Below are 16,387 nucleotides of genomic sequence, written 5' to 3'. Positions count from 1 at the left end.
ATTTGTTCAGAGGTACTTGGTCGGTGATGACTGTTATGTTAAGGCGGCGGTATGTGAGCCTTGGCGAATGCGCACTAATTATCGAATATTTCCATAGGTCAAAAAATTATGTTATCAAAGATTATAGGCAGTGTCGTTGGCACCAAAAATGACCGCGAACTCAAGCGCATGCGCCGCGTGGTCAGCAAAATCAACGCACATGAGGCTGAAATACAAGCCCTGTCTGATGAGCAATTACAACAAAAAACCGCAGAATTTAAAGAAAGACACCAAAATGGCGAAAGCTTAGACGCCTTATTACCAGAAGCGTTTGCCGTCTGCCGCGAGGCATCCTTGCGCGTTAACGGCATGCGTCACTATGACGTGCAGCTCATCGGTGGTATCACCCTGCACGAAGGCAAAATCGCTGAGATGAAAACCGGTGAGGGTAAAACCTTGATGGGAACGCTAGCCATGTACCTAAACGCCATTAGCGGCAAAGGCGTACATTTGGTCACGGTCAACGATTACTTGGCGACGCGTGATGCGGAATTAAACCGTCCTTTATTTAACTTTTTGGGCATGACCGTCGGCGTCATTTATTCGCAGCAGCCGCCGCAAGAAAAAATCGATGCCTATCAAGCCGATATCACGTATGGTACCAACAACGAATACGGCTTTGATTACCTGCGCGATAACATGGTCTTTAGCTTAGCTGAGAAAAAACAGCGTCCGCTAAATTACTGCATTATTGATGAAATTGATTCTATCTTAATCGATGAAGCGCGTACGCCGCTGATTATCTCAGGGCAAGCGGAAGATTCATCACGCATGTATGCGCTGATTAATACCATTATTCCCAGGCTGAAACGCTCAAAAGATGAAGAAGCCAATAAGAATAACGAAGACGAAGATTTTTGGATTGATGAAAAAAATCGTCAAATCGAAATCAGTGAAAAAGGCTACGAGAAAATTGAGCGCTTCTTAATCGAAGTGGGCGAGCTTGGCGAAAACGAAAGTTTATATAGCCCAAGTCGTTTACCGTTATTGGCTCACGTACAAGCGGCAATCCGTGCGCATCATGTGTTTGTCAAAAACGTCCATTATATCGTTGATGACGGCGAAGTGATTATCGTTGATGAAAACACTGGTCGTACCATGCCCGGTCGCCGCTGGTCAGAGGGGCTGCATCAAGCGGTAGAAGCCAAAGAAAACGTTGAGATTCAAGCGGAAAACCAAACGCTTGCGACGACAACGTTCCAAAACTATTTCCGTCTCTATGACAAATTATCCGGTATGACAGGTACGGCTGATACCGAAGCGGCGGAATTTAAATCAACCTATGATTTAGATGTCATCGTGATTCCAACCCATGAGCCGATTGCTCGTATCGACATGGATGACCAGATTTTCTTGACCAAGCTTGGTAAATATAAAGGTATCATCCGCGAGATTAAAGAAATCCAAGCCAAAGGTGCGCCGGTCTTAGTTGGTACGGCAACGATTGAAGCCAGTGAAGAGCTGTCTTATCTGATGGATCAAGAAGGCATCAAGCACAATGTCCTAAACGCCAAGCAGCATGAGCGCGAAGCAGAAATTATCGCGCAGGCGGGTAGCCCAAAAGCGGTGACCATCGCCACCAATATGGCTGGTCGTGGTACGGATATTATTCTGGGCGGTAACTGGCAATCGTTTATTGAAGATATTGATGCGGTCAGTCCGGAAGAGATGGCGCGCCTAAAAGCAGAATGGCAGGTCAAGCATGACCAAGTCGTTGCAGCAGGTGGACTGCATATCATTGGCTCTGAGCGTCATGAATCACGCCGTATCGATAACCAGTTGCGAGGTCGAGCCGGTCGTCAAGGTGACCCTGGGATGTCGCGCTTTTTCTTATCGCTTGAAGATGATTTGATGCGTATCTTTGCTGGCGACCGCGTCGTGAATATGATGCGCGCCATGGGCCTTAAAGAAGATGAAGCCATTGAACATAAAATGGTTTCTAAATCGATTGAAAATGCGCAAGGCAAAGTAGAAAGCCGCGATTTCGATGCGCGTAAAAACCTACTCAAATACGATGACGTGGCCAATGAGCAGCGTAAAGTGATCTATGGCCAGCGTGATGATTTGCTCGCTGAGATGGACTTAAAAGAGGCCATCGAAGTCATGCATCACGAAGTCTATAATGCCATGATTGATCAGTTTATTCCGCCAGGCTCTATCGATGATCAGTGGAATATCGATGGCTTAGAGGACGAGCTTGAGGATGAGTTCAAAATCTCAATGCCGATTAACGATTGGCTCGATGAAGACCGCCGCCTCGATGAAGAAGGCCTACGTGCCAAAATCATCCAAACGGCATTGGATCGTTATCACGCTCGCCGCGAGCAAATGGGCGAAAAAGACGCGGCCCAGCTCGAGCGTCACTTTATGCTACAAAGTTTAGATAAGCATTGGAAAGAGCATTTAACCCAAATGGATCAGCTGCGTAAAGGGATTCATCTGCGTGGTTATGCGCAAAAAAATCCTGAGCAGGAATACAAGCGCGAATCATTTGAGCTGTTCCAAATGATGCTTGGCGCAATTAAATCTGAGACGGTTCAAGATTTATCGCGCGTGCATATCCCAACCAAAGAAGAGTTAGAGGCGTTAGAGGCTCAGCAGCGTGAAAATGCGGCGCAGATGCAAATGCAGTTTGAGCACAGTGATATCGACAACATGGATAGCGGTGTTGATAGAGCTGCGGCGCAAAACCGCAGTGTTGCTGGCGGCGCAGCTGCAGCTGGTGCTATTGCGGGTAGTGGCAGCAAAAACGAACCTGACCCCTATGCTGGAATGAATATCAGCCGTAACGCGCCGTGTCCTTGTGGTTCAGGGCTTAAATACAAACAATGCCATGGTAAAATCTAAACATTGATAATCAACCATTGTTAAGTTATGATAAAAAGTCCCTGTCTAGATTAGATAGGGACTTTTTTATAGCCATAAGAGTTTCAGGTGATTAATTACAAATTCAACATAGGCGTAAATTTACGGACGCGCTATAGTATTTAATATATTTTTTTGGAGAGTGTAATGAATATAGAATTATTAAAACAGTTGCGTACCTCTGTTGTCCTGACAGGATTATTGGCTGGCGTCATGACGGTTAGCGCCTGTCAACAAAAACAGGAACCCGAGCAAAGTCTAGAAGACGATATCAGAGAAGAGCAGTCGGTGCCCATGTCCGCTGAGCCTGCCGAACCAAATGATGTCGTGGTAGATACCCCGGTGAGCGATGTGGAAGAGGATACCGTGGCGTCTGTCACTACTGGTGTCAACCAAATGACCTATTCGTGTACGCCTGAGCTTGCCGTTAAAGCGACTTATAAAAACGCTGAAAAGCAAGTTGTCCTTGAAACTCCTCAAGGCACAGTGACGTTGATGAAAACCAATGGTGATGCTATTAATCCTGAAGTCTTCAACCTAAATACGTCATTCGATGGAGGCGAAGGCTTTATCCAGTGGCGCGTGGCTCATGAAGATCGGGATACGGGAGTGATGCGTACAGCGGGAGCCGACTCAGAAAACGTCAGCACTTATGAATGTAAAAAATCAGAAGAGACCGCAAGCACAGATATAGAAGCGGCAGCATAAACGCATCAACCCCATAAAAAAGCAACGTTTACGTTGCTTTTTTTCAGTTTGTTTTTCGCGGTTTTAGCAAAAACGCTCTATTTTTTAAAAGTAGCATTTCGCGCTTGCTCGTGCGCCAAAAAACCTTCTTCATTAACCTCTAGCTCTTCATGTTTAAGCGCTACTTGGATGCTGTCGGTATGGGTATGCGTGGTTTTATTAATTGCTACCTCTTGAATGACATGGGTATCTTTGGTAATTGTCGCTACTTGACGCGATAAAACAATCTCAATCGGCGCGTCACCAATCTCAACCTGTTTGCCATTGATGGTAACGACCGCTTTGCTATCTAACGCTGGCTCAACGTGACGCAGTATGTCCTTATCATCATAATTGCCTGATAGTAAATCCTGACTTTCTGCATCCTGATAATCGGTGCGTACGGTAATATATTCCTCTACCAGTTCAATAGGGACGTCGATAGTTTTGCTACGCGTGTGCTTGGTCACTGTAACTTTGCCAACATCCAAGCGCTCTTTATTAACCACAGGACGCTCTTCTAGCAACTCTAAATAACCACCGTTTTCTGTATTGGCCACATTGCTGGCTAGGTTATCTGCTGCAGGATTTGTTAAATTCTCCTGTTGGTGGTTTGATGCCGCTTGCTGCTGATTCGGATGAGAGTGAGACAAATCAGGCGCAGATAAGTCAGGCGCGGGTAGTTTATTCTCATCACTGTGATCGGCAATTTTATCCAAATGAGAAGATGGCGTTGCCGCTAAATGGGTCTCCTGATTGAGCGTTTGCTTGTTAATGGGTTCTTGTTTTATTTGCTGTTGTTTGTTTTTATTGTCATCGGCCGTCATGGTTATATTCCTTAAGAGTAGGTAGAAAAAGAGTAGACATAAAAAATTAGGGATAAAAAAAGACCAGAGGCGAGCTCCGGTCTTTTTTACTGAGCTTATGTCTCAGCTGCTAATGACTGTCATACAGCGCATACTCTGATAGTGTTTATTTAATTTTAAATATCATTCTCAGAAATCATGCCACTGTACAAAAGCATTGCGTATTACATACCACGAGCGCGGCGGACGTCTTCGGCGGTGATATCATCGCGGTCATAGCGATTGCCTTCACGGTCAATCACGTTACCTTCGTCATCAATATCTAACTCTTCACGCTGAATGGTTTCAACGATGGTTTCGGTACGATGCTCTGAGGTTTTACCAACGTTAACTTCTTCTGCGACATACGTTTCTTTGTTCACACGGGCGCGTTCTGCTTCTAGCTCAACCTCAACCGTTTGGTCGCCATCCATATCACCGATACGGCGGTCGGTTGGACGATCGACATTGGTACGTTGGATATTGGCATGTTCTTCTTCAAGATCAACATCAATGTTACGCTCTTCAGTAACCACATGCTTACCAACTTTGACCAAACCCGCAACGATGCGATCTTTATTGACTGTCAAACGCTCTTCTAGTAGCTCTAGCGTATTTGGTGCATTATAAGAGTGGTCGGCAATTTCCATACGCTCTGCTTCTGGTACGGTATCAGCCGCAAATGTTTGACGATCTTTTTCGTATTGCTCTTTATAGCTATACTGATAGTCGTGATCGTATTCTTCCATCGCTTCTACTTGTGCTTGCGTTAAGCTATCAAAGAAGACGTCATCACCTACGATACGTGCGAGACCTGCTGGTACCAAAACTTCTTTTGAGCTAAACCATCCGCCTACATCAACGATTAAATAACGAATGCGGCCTGTGGTATCTTCAACCAAAGCGCCTTCGATTTTACCGATTTTTTCTTCATTGACGCCGTAAGCGGTCTTGCCTGTTGGGTCATAATAGTCATCACCAATCAGGTCACGGTGAGTTGCTTGAATGTCTTTTAAACGAATTAGTTGGCTCATTATTATCTTCCTTTTTTATGAGTAAATTTGGTTGAATACGTTAATAATTACTTTTTATAAAATAGCCATGCGATAAGCATCACATCGCCAAAAACGGTTAATTAATTCTCTTAAACTTAGAACTTAAAAGGCTGTATTAAAGAAGCGGTATCAATAAACCGCCTCTTCATCAACTTGTTATTATCGTAGCAGTACGTTTTTCAATGAGATATATAAGCAAGGTAGCAAAGTGTGCGCTTGAGGTAATTGCGTGTAATAGGCTGTAAATGGCGCCGCCGCTATATAAAATTAAGTTAAGGCTTTCTTACAGTGATGCACAGCTTTGCTTTATTTGACATTTTTGCGTATAAAAAAACCGCACAGCCATTAGCCATGCGGTTTTTAAATATTAAGACAGTCGGTTATCAAGATAGTCAGTTGAACTTTTAAATTGTAAAGCCAATTCTAAAAGCCCAACTATTTTTAAAAGCTCAATTATTTTAGTAGCTTAAAATTAAGCAAGTTCAATGGCAACAGCAACGGCTTCACCGCCACCGATACATAGCGTAGCAACGCCTTTTTTGCCGCCCGTACGCTTAAGCGAGTTGATAAGCGTGATTAAGATACGCGCGCCAGAGCAGCCTACTGGATGACCAAGGGCACAAGCGCCGCCTTCGACGTTAACTTTAGCGTGGTCGATATTTAGCTCATCCATTGCCGCCATGGTCACCATCGCAAAGGCTTCGTTGATTTCCCATAAATCAACATCAGCCACTGACCAGCCAGCCTTGTCTAGTACTTTTTCAATCGCACCAATCGGAGCAATGGTAAACTCGCTTGGGTGACGCGAGTTTGAAGCAGTGGCAATAATACGCGCTTGATAATCCAAACCTTCGGCTTTGGCTTGTGACTCTTTCATCATCACAACCGCAGCAGCGCCGTCGGAGATTGAGCTGGCGTTTGCCGCCGTAATCGTACCTTCTTTTGCAAACGCAGGACGCAGCGTAGGAATACGATCTGCATTGGCAAGCGCAGGCTGCTCATCGGTATCGACCGTTTGCTCACCTTTACGCGATTTAAAGGTGACTGGCTCGATTTCATCTTTAAAATGCTCATCTTTAATCGCTGTCAAAGCGCGATTTAATGATTCAATCGCAAATTCATCCATTTGCTCACGGGTATAGCCTTTTTCATCGGCCATTTCTTGCGCAAATTGACCCATTAATTTGCCAGTTTCGGCATCTTCTAGACCGTCTAAGAACATATGGTCTTTGACTTCTTTATGGCCCATACGGTAACCGCCGCGCGACCCTGGCATGAGGTAAGGGGCATTGGTCATTGATTCCATACCACCAGCCACTGCAACATTAAAGCTGCCCGCTTTGATCCCATCGTGCGCTTGCATGACTGCTTTTAGACCAGAACCACAAAGCTTATTAATGGTGACGGCGCCAGTGGCATCATTGAGGCCTGCTTTACGCATGGCTTGACGGGCAGGGCCCTGACCAAGACCAGCGGTCAAGATACAGCCCATGATGACTTCGTCGATATCGTCCGTACTCACGCCTGAACGCTCAACAGCGGCTTTGATAGCCGTCGCGCCCAATTCGGTTGCGCTTACGTCTTTTAGGGCGCCTTGAAAACCGCCCATCGGGGTACGGGCGCCATTTAAAATTACAATTGCATCATTTGACATCGTTATTTTTCCTTTTTCGGTATTTAAAACGAAAGTGTTTTCTAATCTATCAGTTAAAAGTACTATATTTTGCTTAACGTCGTTTTACTTAACGTCATGCGCTTGTTGACGAGTAGTATTTTAGCTTATCTATAACGTAGATTACGCCAGCTCATCTAAGCGAATACGTACTACTTTATCAGTAATCGTCTCTAGCTTCTCGATTTTTTCAATAGCCAAATTCATCTGGCTTTCAACCACAGGTAGGGTCAAAATAATCACCGGGACTTGCCCAAGTTTATGGGCAGGTTTTTGTAAAATCGCATCGATGTTGATACCAGCGTCGCTCAAAATACGGGTGATATCGGCTAAAACGCCAGGATTGTCATAGGCGTGTACACGCAGGTAATAGCCAGTAATCATTTGCTCAGCGCGCAAGATCGGCGTGTCTGCTAATTGCTCTGGAATGAAAGCAAGATGCGGAACATGGTGACCGTGGTTGTTTTGCTGACTGTTACTTTGCTCGTTGCTATCTTTATTGCTGAGAATACGAACCAAGTCCATGACGTCGGCCATTACCGCAGAAGCGGTTGCCCCTGCGCCTGCGCCATCGCCGCAATACAGCGTTTGCCCAAGCGGATGCGAATTGACTAGCACGGCATTTTTTACGCCATTAACGTTGGCAAGCAAAGCATTTTGCGGGATGAGCGTTGGATGAACGCGCAGCTCGATGCCGGCCGCGCCATTATTATCTTGATTACCTTGGCCATCACCAGAACCATTACCTTCGCGGCGCACGGCAAAACCTAGATGTTTGATGCGGTAACCAAGCTCTTCTGCGTAGTTGACGTCCTGCAAAGTGATGCCCGTGATACCTTCGCAGTAAACTTTATCAAACTGTAGCGGAATACCAAAGGCGATAGAGGCAAGTAGGGCAAGCTTATGTGCCGCATCAATACCTTCAACATCAAACGTTGGATCAGCTTCGGCGTAACCAAGCGCTTGCGCCTCGCTTAAAATATCGGCAAATGGGCGGCCTTTATCACGCATTTCGGTCATGATAAAGTTGCCCGTACCATTAATAATACCAGCAAGCCACTCAATCTTATTGGCCGCAAGCGCTTCACGCATGACTTTAATAATCGGGATACCGCCTGCTACCGCCGCTTCATAAGCAACGTGTACGTTATTGGCTTCAGCAAAGGCAAAAATCTCATTACCGTGTTCCGCGAGCAATGCTTTATTGGCCGTAACCACATGCTTGCCGTTTTTGATGGCATGCATAATCACGTCTTTAGCCAGCGTCGTACCACCAATCACTTCGATGACAATATCGACATTGTCACTGGCAGCGATTGCCATCAAGTCACTGTTTTGTATGATATTAGGGTCGATATCGTCGCGCTGACGACGGGTACCGACTTCGGTAATCACAATGTCGCGTCCGCTACGGCGTTTTAATTCATCTAAATTATCACTGATTAGATTGATCACGCCCGTTCCGACGGTGCCTAGACCAAGTATCGCTAGTTTGATGGATTTGCTCACAGTATCCTCAAGAGATTATAGAGTTGGATAAAAATGCTTCTATGACAGCGCTTATTTAAAAACACTGATACAAAAGTGCTTAAAAAGCGGCTTATAAAAAGAAGAAGAGTATAAAAATATACGGCTAATTTTACCTAGCGCTTCATCGTATCATACCGACAAGCGCTTGTGGCGTCTACCCAATCTCAATGTCGCTAAAGTCAGCAATACCAAGATGGACAACTAGCTGGCGTCTATTGCAGCTTGTGCCAATTGGGCGGCTGGTAAATAACCGCCGATTTGCTGTCCAGATTCGGTAAAAATGGCTGGCGTGCCGCGCACACCGAGCGTCATGCCAAGCTCGATTTGCTCTCTGACAGGATTATTACAGCTAGGTGCTTGGACGTTGGCACCCATTTTTGCTTGATCCATCGCAGCTTTGCGATCTTCGCTACACCAGATGGCTTCCATCTTTGGAATGCTGCCTTCGCTGCGTGGCCATGCCAAATAGCGCACTTCAATGCCGCGCGCATTAATGTCGCTCATTTCTTCATGCAGCTTGGCGCAATAAGGACAGTCGGCATCCGTAAAAGCATAGACAACTGACTTGGTCGCGCCTTTTGCTGGATAAATAACCATGTCTTTTTTATCGACCGCTTTTAGAGCGTCTTGTGCGGTTTTGGCGACCAAAGCGCCACTGATATCAACGGGCGCTTCTGCCCCAACGGCGATGATTTGCCCTTGAATAATGTGTTTGCCAGATTTATCGGTAAAAAAGGATGGCAAGCCCGCCGCCGTCACCCAGTAAATATCGTCCATGTCTGTTGGCACGGCCGAAATGATGTTCTCTTCAATACCTGAGGCTTTTAAGTTTTCTTGCAAGGCTTTAACCACCGCGGAATCGCTATCGGGCGATACTTTTGCGCTGCTGACTTTAGCCGCTGCGCTATTGACGATACCTGTATTGCTGGTCGCATCAGCCGCATTATTCGAGCAGCCCGCCGCCACCACAACCAGTAATGCGCCCATCATCATACGCGATAAAGGATTGCGTGAAAATGTAGCGCGGGTGGGCGTGGCTTTAGAAAAAGAAGGTAAAAACATAGGGTGTTTCCTTTAGGCGGTAATGCCTAAGCAAGATATAGATATAAAAACAGGGACATAAATAGTGTATGAACGCTTATCTCATATACGCTAGATTTTGTTATCAGAGCGTTATATTTCAAGGATGAGGTGCAATTTATTGATAATAAAAGATAAGTGGCAACACCTGTCATATTAACATATTTTTCTAAATAACCACTAAAGGCTATTGCGTAGCCTTGTTAAATTTACTATTTATAGATAACCATTAAAAAAGCAGAAATAAAATACATTTGTACTCTTTTATCTTGGCGGATGACTAGGTACGCTAGCGCTTATAATGATTGTTTATGATCATATTGCAACTTATTTATTAAAACGATTTATCTCATTTTCTAATTTTCAAAGGAGACTGTATGGCAGGCGCCAGCTTATTAACCCTACTTGATGATATCAGTGTGATACTCGATGACGTTTCGGTCATGACTAAAATCGCCGCCAAAAAAACCGCGGGGGTGTTGGGTGATGATTTGGCTTTGAACGCTGAGCAAGTCACGGGCGTCAAAGCAAATCGTGAGCTGCCCGTCGTTTGGGCGGTCGCCAAAGGCTCTTTGCTAAATAAGCTGATTCTGGTGCCAGCGGCGATTCTTATCAGTGCCATTTACCCGCCTTTAATCACCTTTTTACTGATGTGCGGCGGCTTGTTTTTGGTTTATGAAGGCGCTGAAAAAGTGATTCACCGATTTTGGCCGCATGCTCTGCCAGATGATGAGGAGCAAAATGCCCGCCGGCAAGCCAACGCCGATGAAACGGTCGATTTGGTGGCTTTTGAAAAAGAAAAAATCAAAGGCGCGGTGCGAACCGATTTTATTTTATCAGCAGAAATTATCGTCATTGCGCTCGGAGCGACGGCAACGGCGACCTTGTTACAGCGCAGTTTGGTGCTGTCGATTTTAGCCGTCGGTATTACGATTGGCATTTATGGTTTGGTCGCCGGTATCGTTAAAATCGATGACTTGGGCCTGCATATGATGCAAAAAGACGGCGAATTTACTCAAAAAGTCGGTAAGGTTTTATTCACCTCAGCGCCCAAATTGATGAAGTTCTTATCGATCGCTGGGACTTTGGCCATGTTCCTAGTTGGTGGTGGTATCTTGGTGCACGGTATTAACTTTTTACACCATGAGGTTGAAGACATTGCGCATTTGACTGGCGTGTTTGAAAGCTTTACCACGGCGTTATTAAATGGCGTTATTGGCTTTATCATTGGCGCTGCGATTGTTGCTTTATTTACTGTTATTAATAAAATACGCCATAAAGACGAGCCTTCTGCGCATTAATTTGTTCGTTAATTGCTTTGACGGCATTAATTAAAAAACCATGGTAAATAAAGCGTAAAAAAAGCCCCAACGCTGCTGACAAGGTTGGGGCTTTGACATTTTATGGAAGACTATTTATAACAGGCTGTTAGCTTTCGCTATCAGAGTTATCAATACCTGAGCCATCAGATTCTGATTTTTCCGCTTGCGTCGGCTTTTTATGCTCTGCCTTTGGCTTACGCGTGCGCGCCTTTGGCACCTTTGGCGTGGTTAGGTTAAACATGCCTTTTTGTGGTAGTAATTGCTCAGCCACGTTTTCGATCATGTTTTTATAACTGGCGATGGTCGTTTTTGACTTCGCCGCCTGTATTTCTTCCTTTGTCGCGGCCTCTGCTACTGACTCAGATTCTTGCTCAGGCTTACTTTGCTCGGTATTGGCATCGTCAACGTTAACCTCAGAAGCTTTCACCTTAGCATCTTCTGCCTCAGGAGCATCAACCTCAGATCGCACAGCGTTATCTGTTTCTAGCGCTTGCTCTACTTTTAGCAGCTCTTCACTATCAGCGCTGATATCGTCTGTCTGACCTTGATCGGCCAGCGCAGTCGCTTCTACACTATGTGCATCCACTTCGCTATCCGTTTGCTTAGAGTCATTCTTCTGCTCTTCGGTAGCCATCGCTGCGTCTGTTTCTTGATAGCCAGGATGCTGACCGCGAGGGTCGTTGCCGGCGCGCTTACTAATCGGGCGTGGCTCAACGGCTGTCTTACCTTGCGCTGCGGCAAACTGACTGACCGCTTGCGTCATCGCCGCAAAGCGTGCGAGATAATCCGCTGCTAGCGGCTCATAACCGTAGTTGCTAAAGTCGAAATCACGGTTAGCGCTTTCGTTGGTTGCAACCTGATGCTCACTACTGCTATCGAGATTGTCGTTTTTCGCATTAGACTGCTCTAAATGCAAAGCAATAGCAGCGTTAAAGCAGTTAATTACCCCTTCTGCTGCCAAGCGTGCTTGCGCCTCTGGTAGCGTTGCACGAATAAACTCACCAACCGTACCGCGAATGGTTGGCGCGTTTGTAGCGATTTGCTTTTCTTGCTCATTTGCCTGAGGCGTTTGCGCCACCGATGTTATAGTTATCGGTGCTCGACCTTGCTGACGACGTACCACGCGTGGGTCATTGCTGGCTTGACCAAACTTTTTAGCCGTCACGTAGCGTTTAGCAAACAAGGCGGCATGGTCGAGCTTAAACGCTGGTTGACTGCTACTGTCGGTATCATCCGTACTAGAAGCAACATCAGAAGTCGTTTTCTGCGCTTTTTCTGTCGGTGCTATATTATCAGCTTGACCATCATCTTTGTCAGCAGCACTTTTGACATCAGTGCTACTTTTAGACGTCGCTTGCTTATCCGCTGCAGGTTGCGTAGCATCGATATTATGCTCATCTACAGATTTAGACTCAGATTTTTGTGCTTTATCTTCAGTAGCGCTTGGCTGGGCTTCATCTACTTTCGCCTCTGCTACCACTCCATTTTCAGTTTGAGCGTCGTCATTTTTAGCCGCTTTAGTAGTATCGGCTTGCTTACTGCGCTTTTGACTGCTACCAACCGATTCGCTGCTGTTTTTGGCAGATTGCTCGTCAGTTTTAGGCTTATCAGCATTTTCCGAACGACTGTCTTGTTGCTGCGCGCGCTCTGTATCGGCTCGATTGCTAGCCTTTTCTGAAGACTGTTTTTCAGAGACTTGTTTTTCAGAAGCTGAGTCTGCCGCTGGGACAGATTTGCTGTCATCTAAAGACAAATGCACAACTTCTGGCGATTTTAGTTCCGTAGCGGCTTCATTGACCTGTAATACAACCTCACTAGGATCTTGATGACGGCGCGCACTGGTTTGGTTCTTGCCATTGTCATTATCAGCGTTTTTAACATCTTGCTCGGCAGGTTGTTCGCTTTGCTGCTGTTTTTGCTGCGTATTATCAGCGCTTAACGTTTCACCGCGCTCAAGTTTACCGCGTGAAGGGCGTTGACTGTTTGATTTACGCTTAGCATGCGTCTGCTCGTTTGCAACGTTCGCATCTTTACTATCAGCGTCATTGCGCTCACTAGTGCTGCTTTCATTACTATTACGACCGTTGTCTTGGCGATTGTTGCGATTACGCTCGTTAGTACGGCGATTGTCCTGCTGACGTTTATCTTGGCTATCAGCTTGTTTGTCATCAGTGTTGGTTGCGCTGCTATCTACATTATTGCTAGCGGCGTTATTATTGCTTCCCTCTGGTTGCTCTTTTCTTTGACGCGTTTTAGAGGGTCTTGACTTACGCGGCTTACGTCTTCTTCTATCTTCAGTATCGCTACTATCATCGGTATTGCTGCTATTGGCTGCTTGTTGACGGTTGCCATTAGCATTCGTCTGTTGGTTGTTAGACTGCTGATTGCTCTCTGGCTGCGGCGCTGCAGAGGCTTGATTGTTAGCATTTAATGCACTGTTATCGACTTGACCAAACGAGCCAAGGCTTTGCGCGCCCGTGTTTACTAGCGCCTCAATGGCTTCGGCGGCATCACGGCTACTGACGTTAGGCGTCGTCGATGCTTGCGGCGCTTTTGCAAATAAATTGGACAACCAAGCAACTGCTTGCGGCTGCGCGGCAGCATTATTGTTTTGCGTTGCTACAGTCGGCGCACTTTGCGGCTGTGTTTGTCGTTGGGATGCGCGCGCTGATGCAGCATTACTGCCATTAGTATTGGCATTGCTACGATGGTCATTGCTATGACGGGTCGAGCTTTGCTGCTGTTGCTGTTGGCTATTGGCATGAGTAGTCGATTGATTGCTGTTATCGGCTACCTGACGTGGCTGGCGGGTAGGCTGCTGCTCTGGGCGCACTGAATCAGCGGTTTGCCAATCGACGTTATAACCAAGATCGCTATGTTCTTGTTGCTGGGTGTCGGTGATACGCTCATAGCTCGATGGGGCGAAGCCATCGCGATTAAAGTGTAGCTTAAAGTTTGGCGATTCTAAATGGGCGTGGGGCAAAATAGTAATACGAGTGCCACTGTCTTGCTCAAGATAAACCAAGCTATCGCGCTTTTCGTTTAATAAAAATGCAGCAATATCAGTTGGCACTTCAGCCTGCACTTCACCTTGACGTTCTTTAAGGGCGATTTGCTCAATTTGACGCATAATTGACAATGATAGCGAGCGCAAATCACGAATCATGCCATTGCCATGACAACGCGGGCAGATATAACCAGTTGACTCTTCTAATGACGGACGCAAGCGCTGACGGCTCATTTCCATCAAGCCAAACTTAGAAATATCGCCAAACTGCACGCGCGCGCGGTCATATTTGGTTGCTTCAACCAGACGTTTTTCTACCTCTTTTTGGTGCTTGTTGTCATTCATATCGATGAAATCAATGACAATCAAGCCGCCCATATCGCGCAGGCGTAACTGGCGGGCTATCTCGTCAGCGGCTTCTAGGTTGGTGTGATAGGCAGTTTCAGCAACATCTGAACCTTTGGTCGATTTGGCTGAGTTGATATCAATAGACACCAAGGCTTCGGTCTGGTCAATAACGATTGAGCCACCAGACGGCAAGCGCACTTCACGTTGATACGCCGTTTCAATTTGTTTTTCGATATTAAAGCGCGAAAACATCGGCTCATAATCGGTATATTTACGCAATTTTTCCGCTTGTTTTGGCATCACGGCATCGATAAAACCGGCCGCTTCGATATAAGCGTTTTCGTTGTCGATCCAAATCTCGCTAATATCATCGCGTAGATAATCACGCACGGCACGGGTGACGACGCCCGCTTCTTGGTGTACCAAACGCGGAGACGGATATTTTTGATTTTGTTCTTGGATGGCTTGCCAGATATTGAGCAAGTGATTTAAATCGTGTTGCAAGTCTTCTTGGGTCTTGCCAATACCAGCAGTACGAATGATGACACTCATGCCTTTTGGCAAATCAAGATTGCCGAGCATGCGCTTCATATCTTCGCGTAATTTGCCCGAGATTTGACGCGAAATGCCACCGCCACGAGGGTTGTTTGGCATCAACACCAAATAACGCCCTGCCAAAGAGACATAAGTCGAAAGCGCTGCGCCTTTATTGCCGCGCTCTTCTTTTTCGACTTGGACGATAAGCTCGTCACCCTCTTTGATTAATTTTTTGATGTTTTCATCGCGTGGATTGCCGCTTAAATATTCAGCAGAAATTTCTCGAATCGGTAAAAAGCCTTGGCGCTGTGAGCCATATTCGACAAACACCGCTTCAAGCGATGGCTCGACACGGGTAACGTGACCTTTATAAATGTTGGATTTTTTTTGCTCGCGGGTACGGTTTTCTAAATCGAAATCGTAGAGGTGATTACCTTTACAAAGGGCAACGCGAATTTCTTCGTTTTGAGTGGCGTTGATTAAAATGCGTTTCATATTTGAATCCTATGAGTACGCATAACAACGACGGGGCAGGCTTTAGGACAAGGAAGCAAGTGCGGTTAAGGGTAAATCAACCTGAGCAGATGTTAGTGAGCAGTAGAACGTAAAGCAGAAATAACGGCAAGCATATGAGCTTTTCGTAACTGCTTTTTGACCTAAAATGTATTAGCCATTTATGCTGCTAATATCGGTAACGTTTATATAGATAAGGTAGGGTGTAAGGCTACTATCTATATCATATTATGAGTAAGCTGCTTGCTCTAACGATTAAGGCACGCGCGGGTTTGTGGTCTCTTGACAGTCATTTATCCAAGTTTAATCCGCACACCTTGTAAGGGCGGCGATGGATAAGGGCTGAGATTTAAGAGGTCACAATTACCAAAAAAGCATCGTGTTGTCACAATTAATCAATCAAGGTCTAGCAATCATATCGCTGTTAATAAAGGACTGTTTTATTGGTAAGTGCTGGTGCATAAAACAGCGCCGTGCAGCGGTTATCCTTTTAGGTAAAGCAATTGGTCATTCTTTATTTATCGTTCTTTTGGGTATCACGTCAAAAATATCTGGGGTGACTCAAAGCTAGGTGGCACTGCTCTAATCATCAGCGGGGCGTACTTGGCAAACAGAATAAATGACCGGCTTATCGGCGCGGTGTCTTTTGTCTATCCTACTTCGCGTGCTCTGTTTGACCACCAATACTCAGGCAGCTATCGATAATCAATCAATGATGCTCGATTCTGGCTCTAAGCGACCCATACTTGCTCAACTGTGCGCTAAAGGACTGGCTGATAATTAGTTATGCGTGATAAATAATTATCAAAATAAGTCGTGGTTAGGCGGTAGTGAGTAAATGTTATGTT

General features: G+C 45.7%; 9 protein-coding genes. 3 read left to right on the top strand and 6 right to left on the bottom strand.

Translation table 11 applies throughout. The annotated features are described in order from the left end of the window. Window positions 1-108: 108 nt before the first annotated feature. A complete protein-coding gene (gene secA, locus B4240_RS07465) occupies window positions 109-2,886 on the top strand; it encodes a preprotein translocase subunit SecA (protein WP_296237946.1) in 2,778 nt (925 codons plus the stop codon). A gap of 165 nt (window positions 2,887-3,051) precedes the next feature. Continuing rightward, a complete protein-coding gene (locus B4240_RS07460) occupies window positions 3,052-3,612 on the top strand; it encodes a hypothetical protein (RefSeq protein WP_296237944.1) in 561 nt (186 codons plus the stop codon). A gap of 77 nt (window positions 3,613-3,689) precedes the next feature. Here the strand turns inward: B4240_RS07460 and B4240_RS07455 are convergent, their stop codons facing one another. The 5 genes from B4240_RS07455 to B4240_RS07435 form a co-directional block, all read right to left on the bottom strand. Next, window positions 3,690-4,457, bottom strand: a complete 768-nt coding sequence (locus tag B4240_RS07455; protein WP_296237942.1) for a YsnF/AvaK domain-containing protein — start codon at window positions 4,455-4,457, stop codon at window positions 3,690-3,692. 203 nt (window positions 4,458-4,660) lie between these two features. Beyond that, window positions 4,661-5,509 (bottom strand): PRC and DUF2382 domain-containing protein, encoded by an 849-nt coding sequence (locus B4240_RS07450; RefSeq protein ID WP_296237941.1) that lies wholly within the window; start codon window positions 5,507-5,509, stop codon window positions 4,661-4,663. 493 nt (window positions 5,510-6,002) lie between these two features. After that, window positions 6,003-7,184 (bottom strand): thiolase family protein, encoded by a 1,182-nt coding sequence (locus B4240_RS07445; protein WP_296237939.1) that lies wholly within the window; start codon window positions 7,182-7,184, stop codon window positions 6,003-6,005. 141 nt (window positions 7,185-7,325) lie between these two features. Next, window positions 7,326-8,711, bottom strand: a complete 1,386-nt coding sequence (locus tag B4240_RS07440) for a homoserine dehydrogenase (protein WP_296237937.1) — start codon at window positions 8,709-8,711, stop codon at window positions 7,326-7,328. Between the two features lie 222 nt (window positions 8,712-8,933). Then, window positions 8,934-9,794 (bottom strand): DsbC family protein, encoded by an 861-nt coding sequence (locus B4240_RS07435; RefSeq protein WP_296237935.1) that lies wholly within the window; start codon window positions 9,792-9,794, stop codon window positions 8,934-8,936. Window positions 9,795-10,189: 395 nt separating this feature from the next. Here B4240_RS07435 and B4240_RS07430 point away from each other — a divergent pair, with 395 nt between their 5' ends. Further along, window positions 10,190-11,113 carry a DUF808 domain-containing protein gene (locus tag B4240_RS07430; RefSeq protein ID WP_296237933.1) on the top strand — a complete coding sequence of 308 codons (924 nt, stop codon included), beginning with the start codon at window positions 10,190-10,192 and terminating at the stop codon, window positions 11,111-11,113. 127 nt (window positions 11,114-11,240) lie between these two features. Here the strand turns inward: B4240_RS07430 and B4240_RS07425 are convergent, their stop codons facing one another. Further along, window positions 11,241-15,521, bottom strand: a complete 4,281-nt coding sequence (locus tag B4240_RS07425) for an Rne/Rng family ribonuclease (RefSeq protein WP_296237931.1) — start codon at window positions 15,519-15,521, stop codon at window positions 11,241-11,243. Between the last annotated feature and the right edge of the window lie 866 nt (window positions 15,522-16,387).

The organism is Psychrobacter sp. UBA5136 (genome assembly GCF_002414005.1).
Classification (GTDB): Bacteria; Pseudomonadota; Gammaproteobacteria; order Pseudomonadales; family Moraxellaceae; genus Psychrobacter.
The sequence above is the reverse complement of the archived record's forward strand: the minus strand, read 5'-3'. Positions and strand labels throughout refer to the sequence as shown.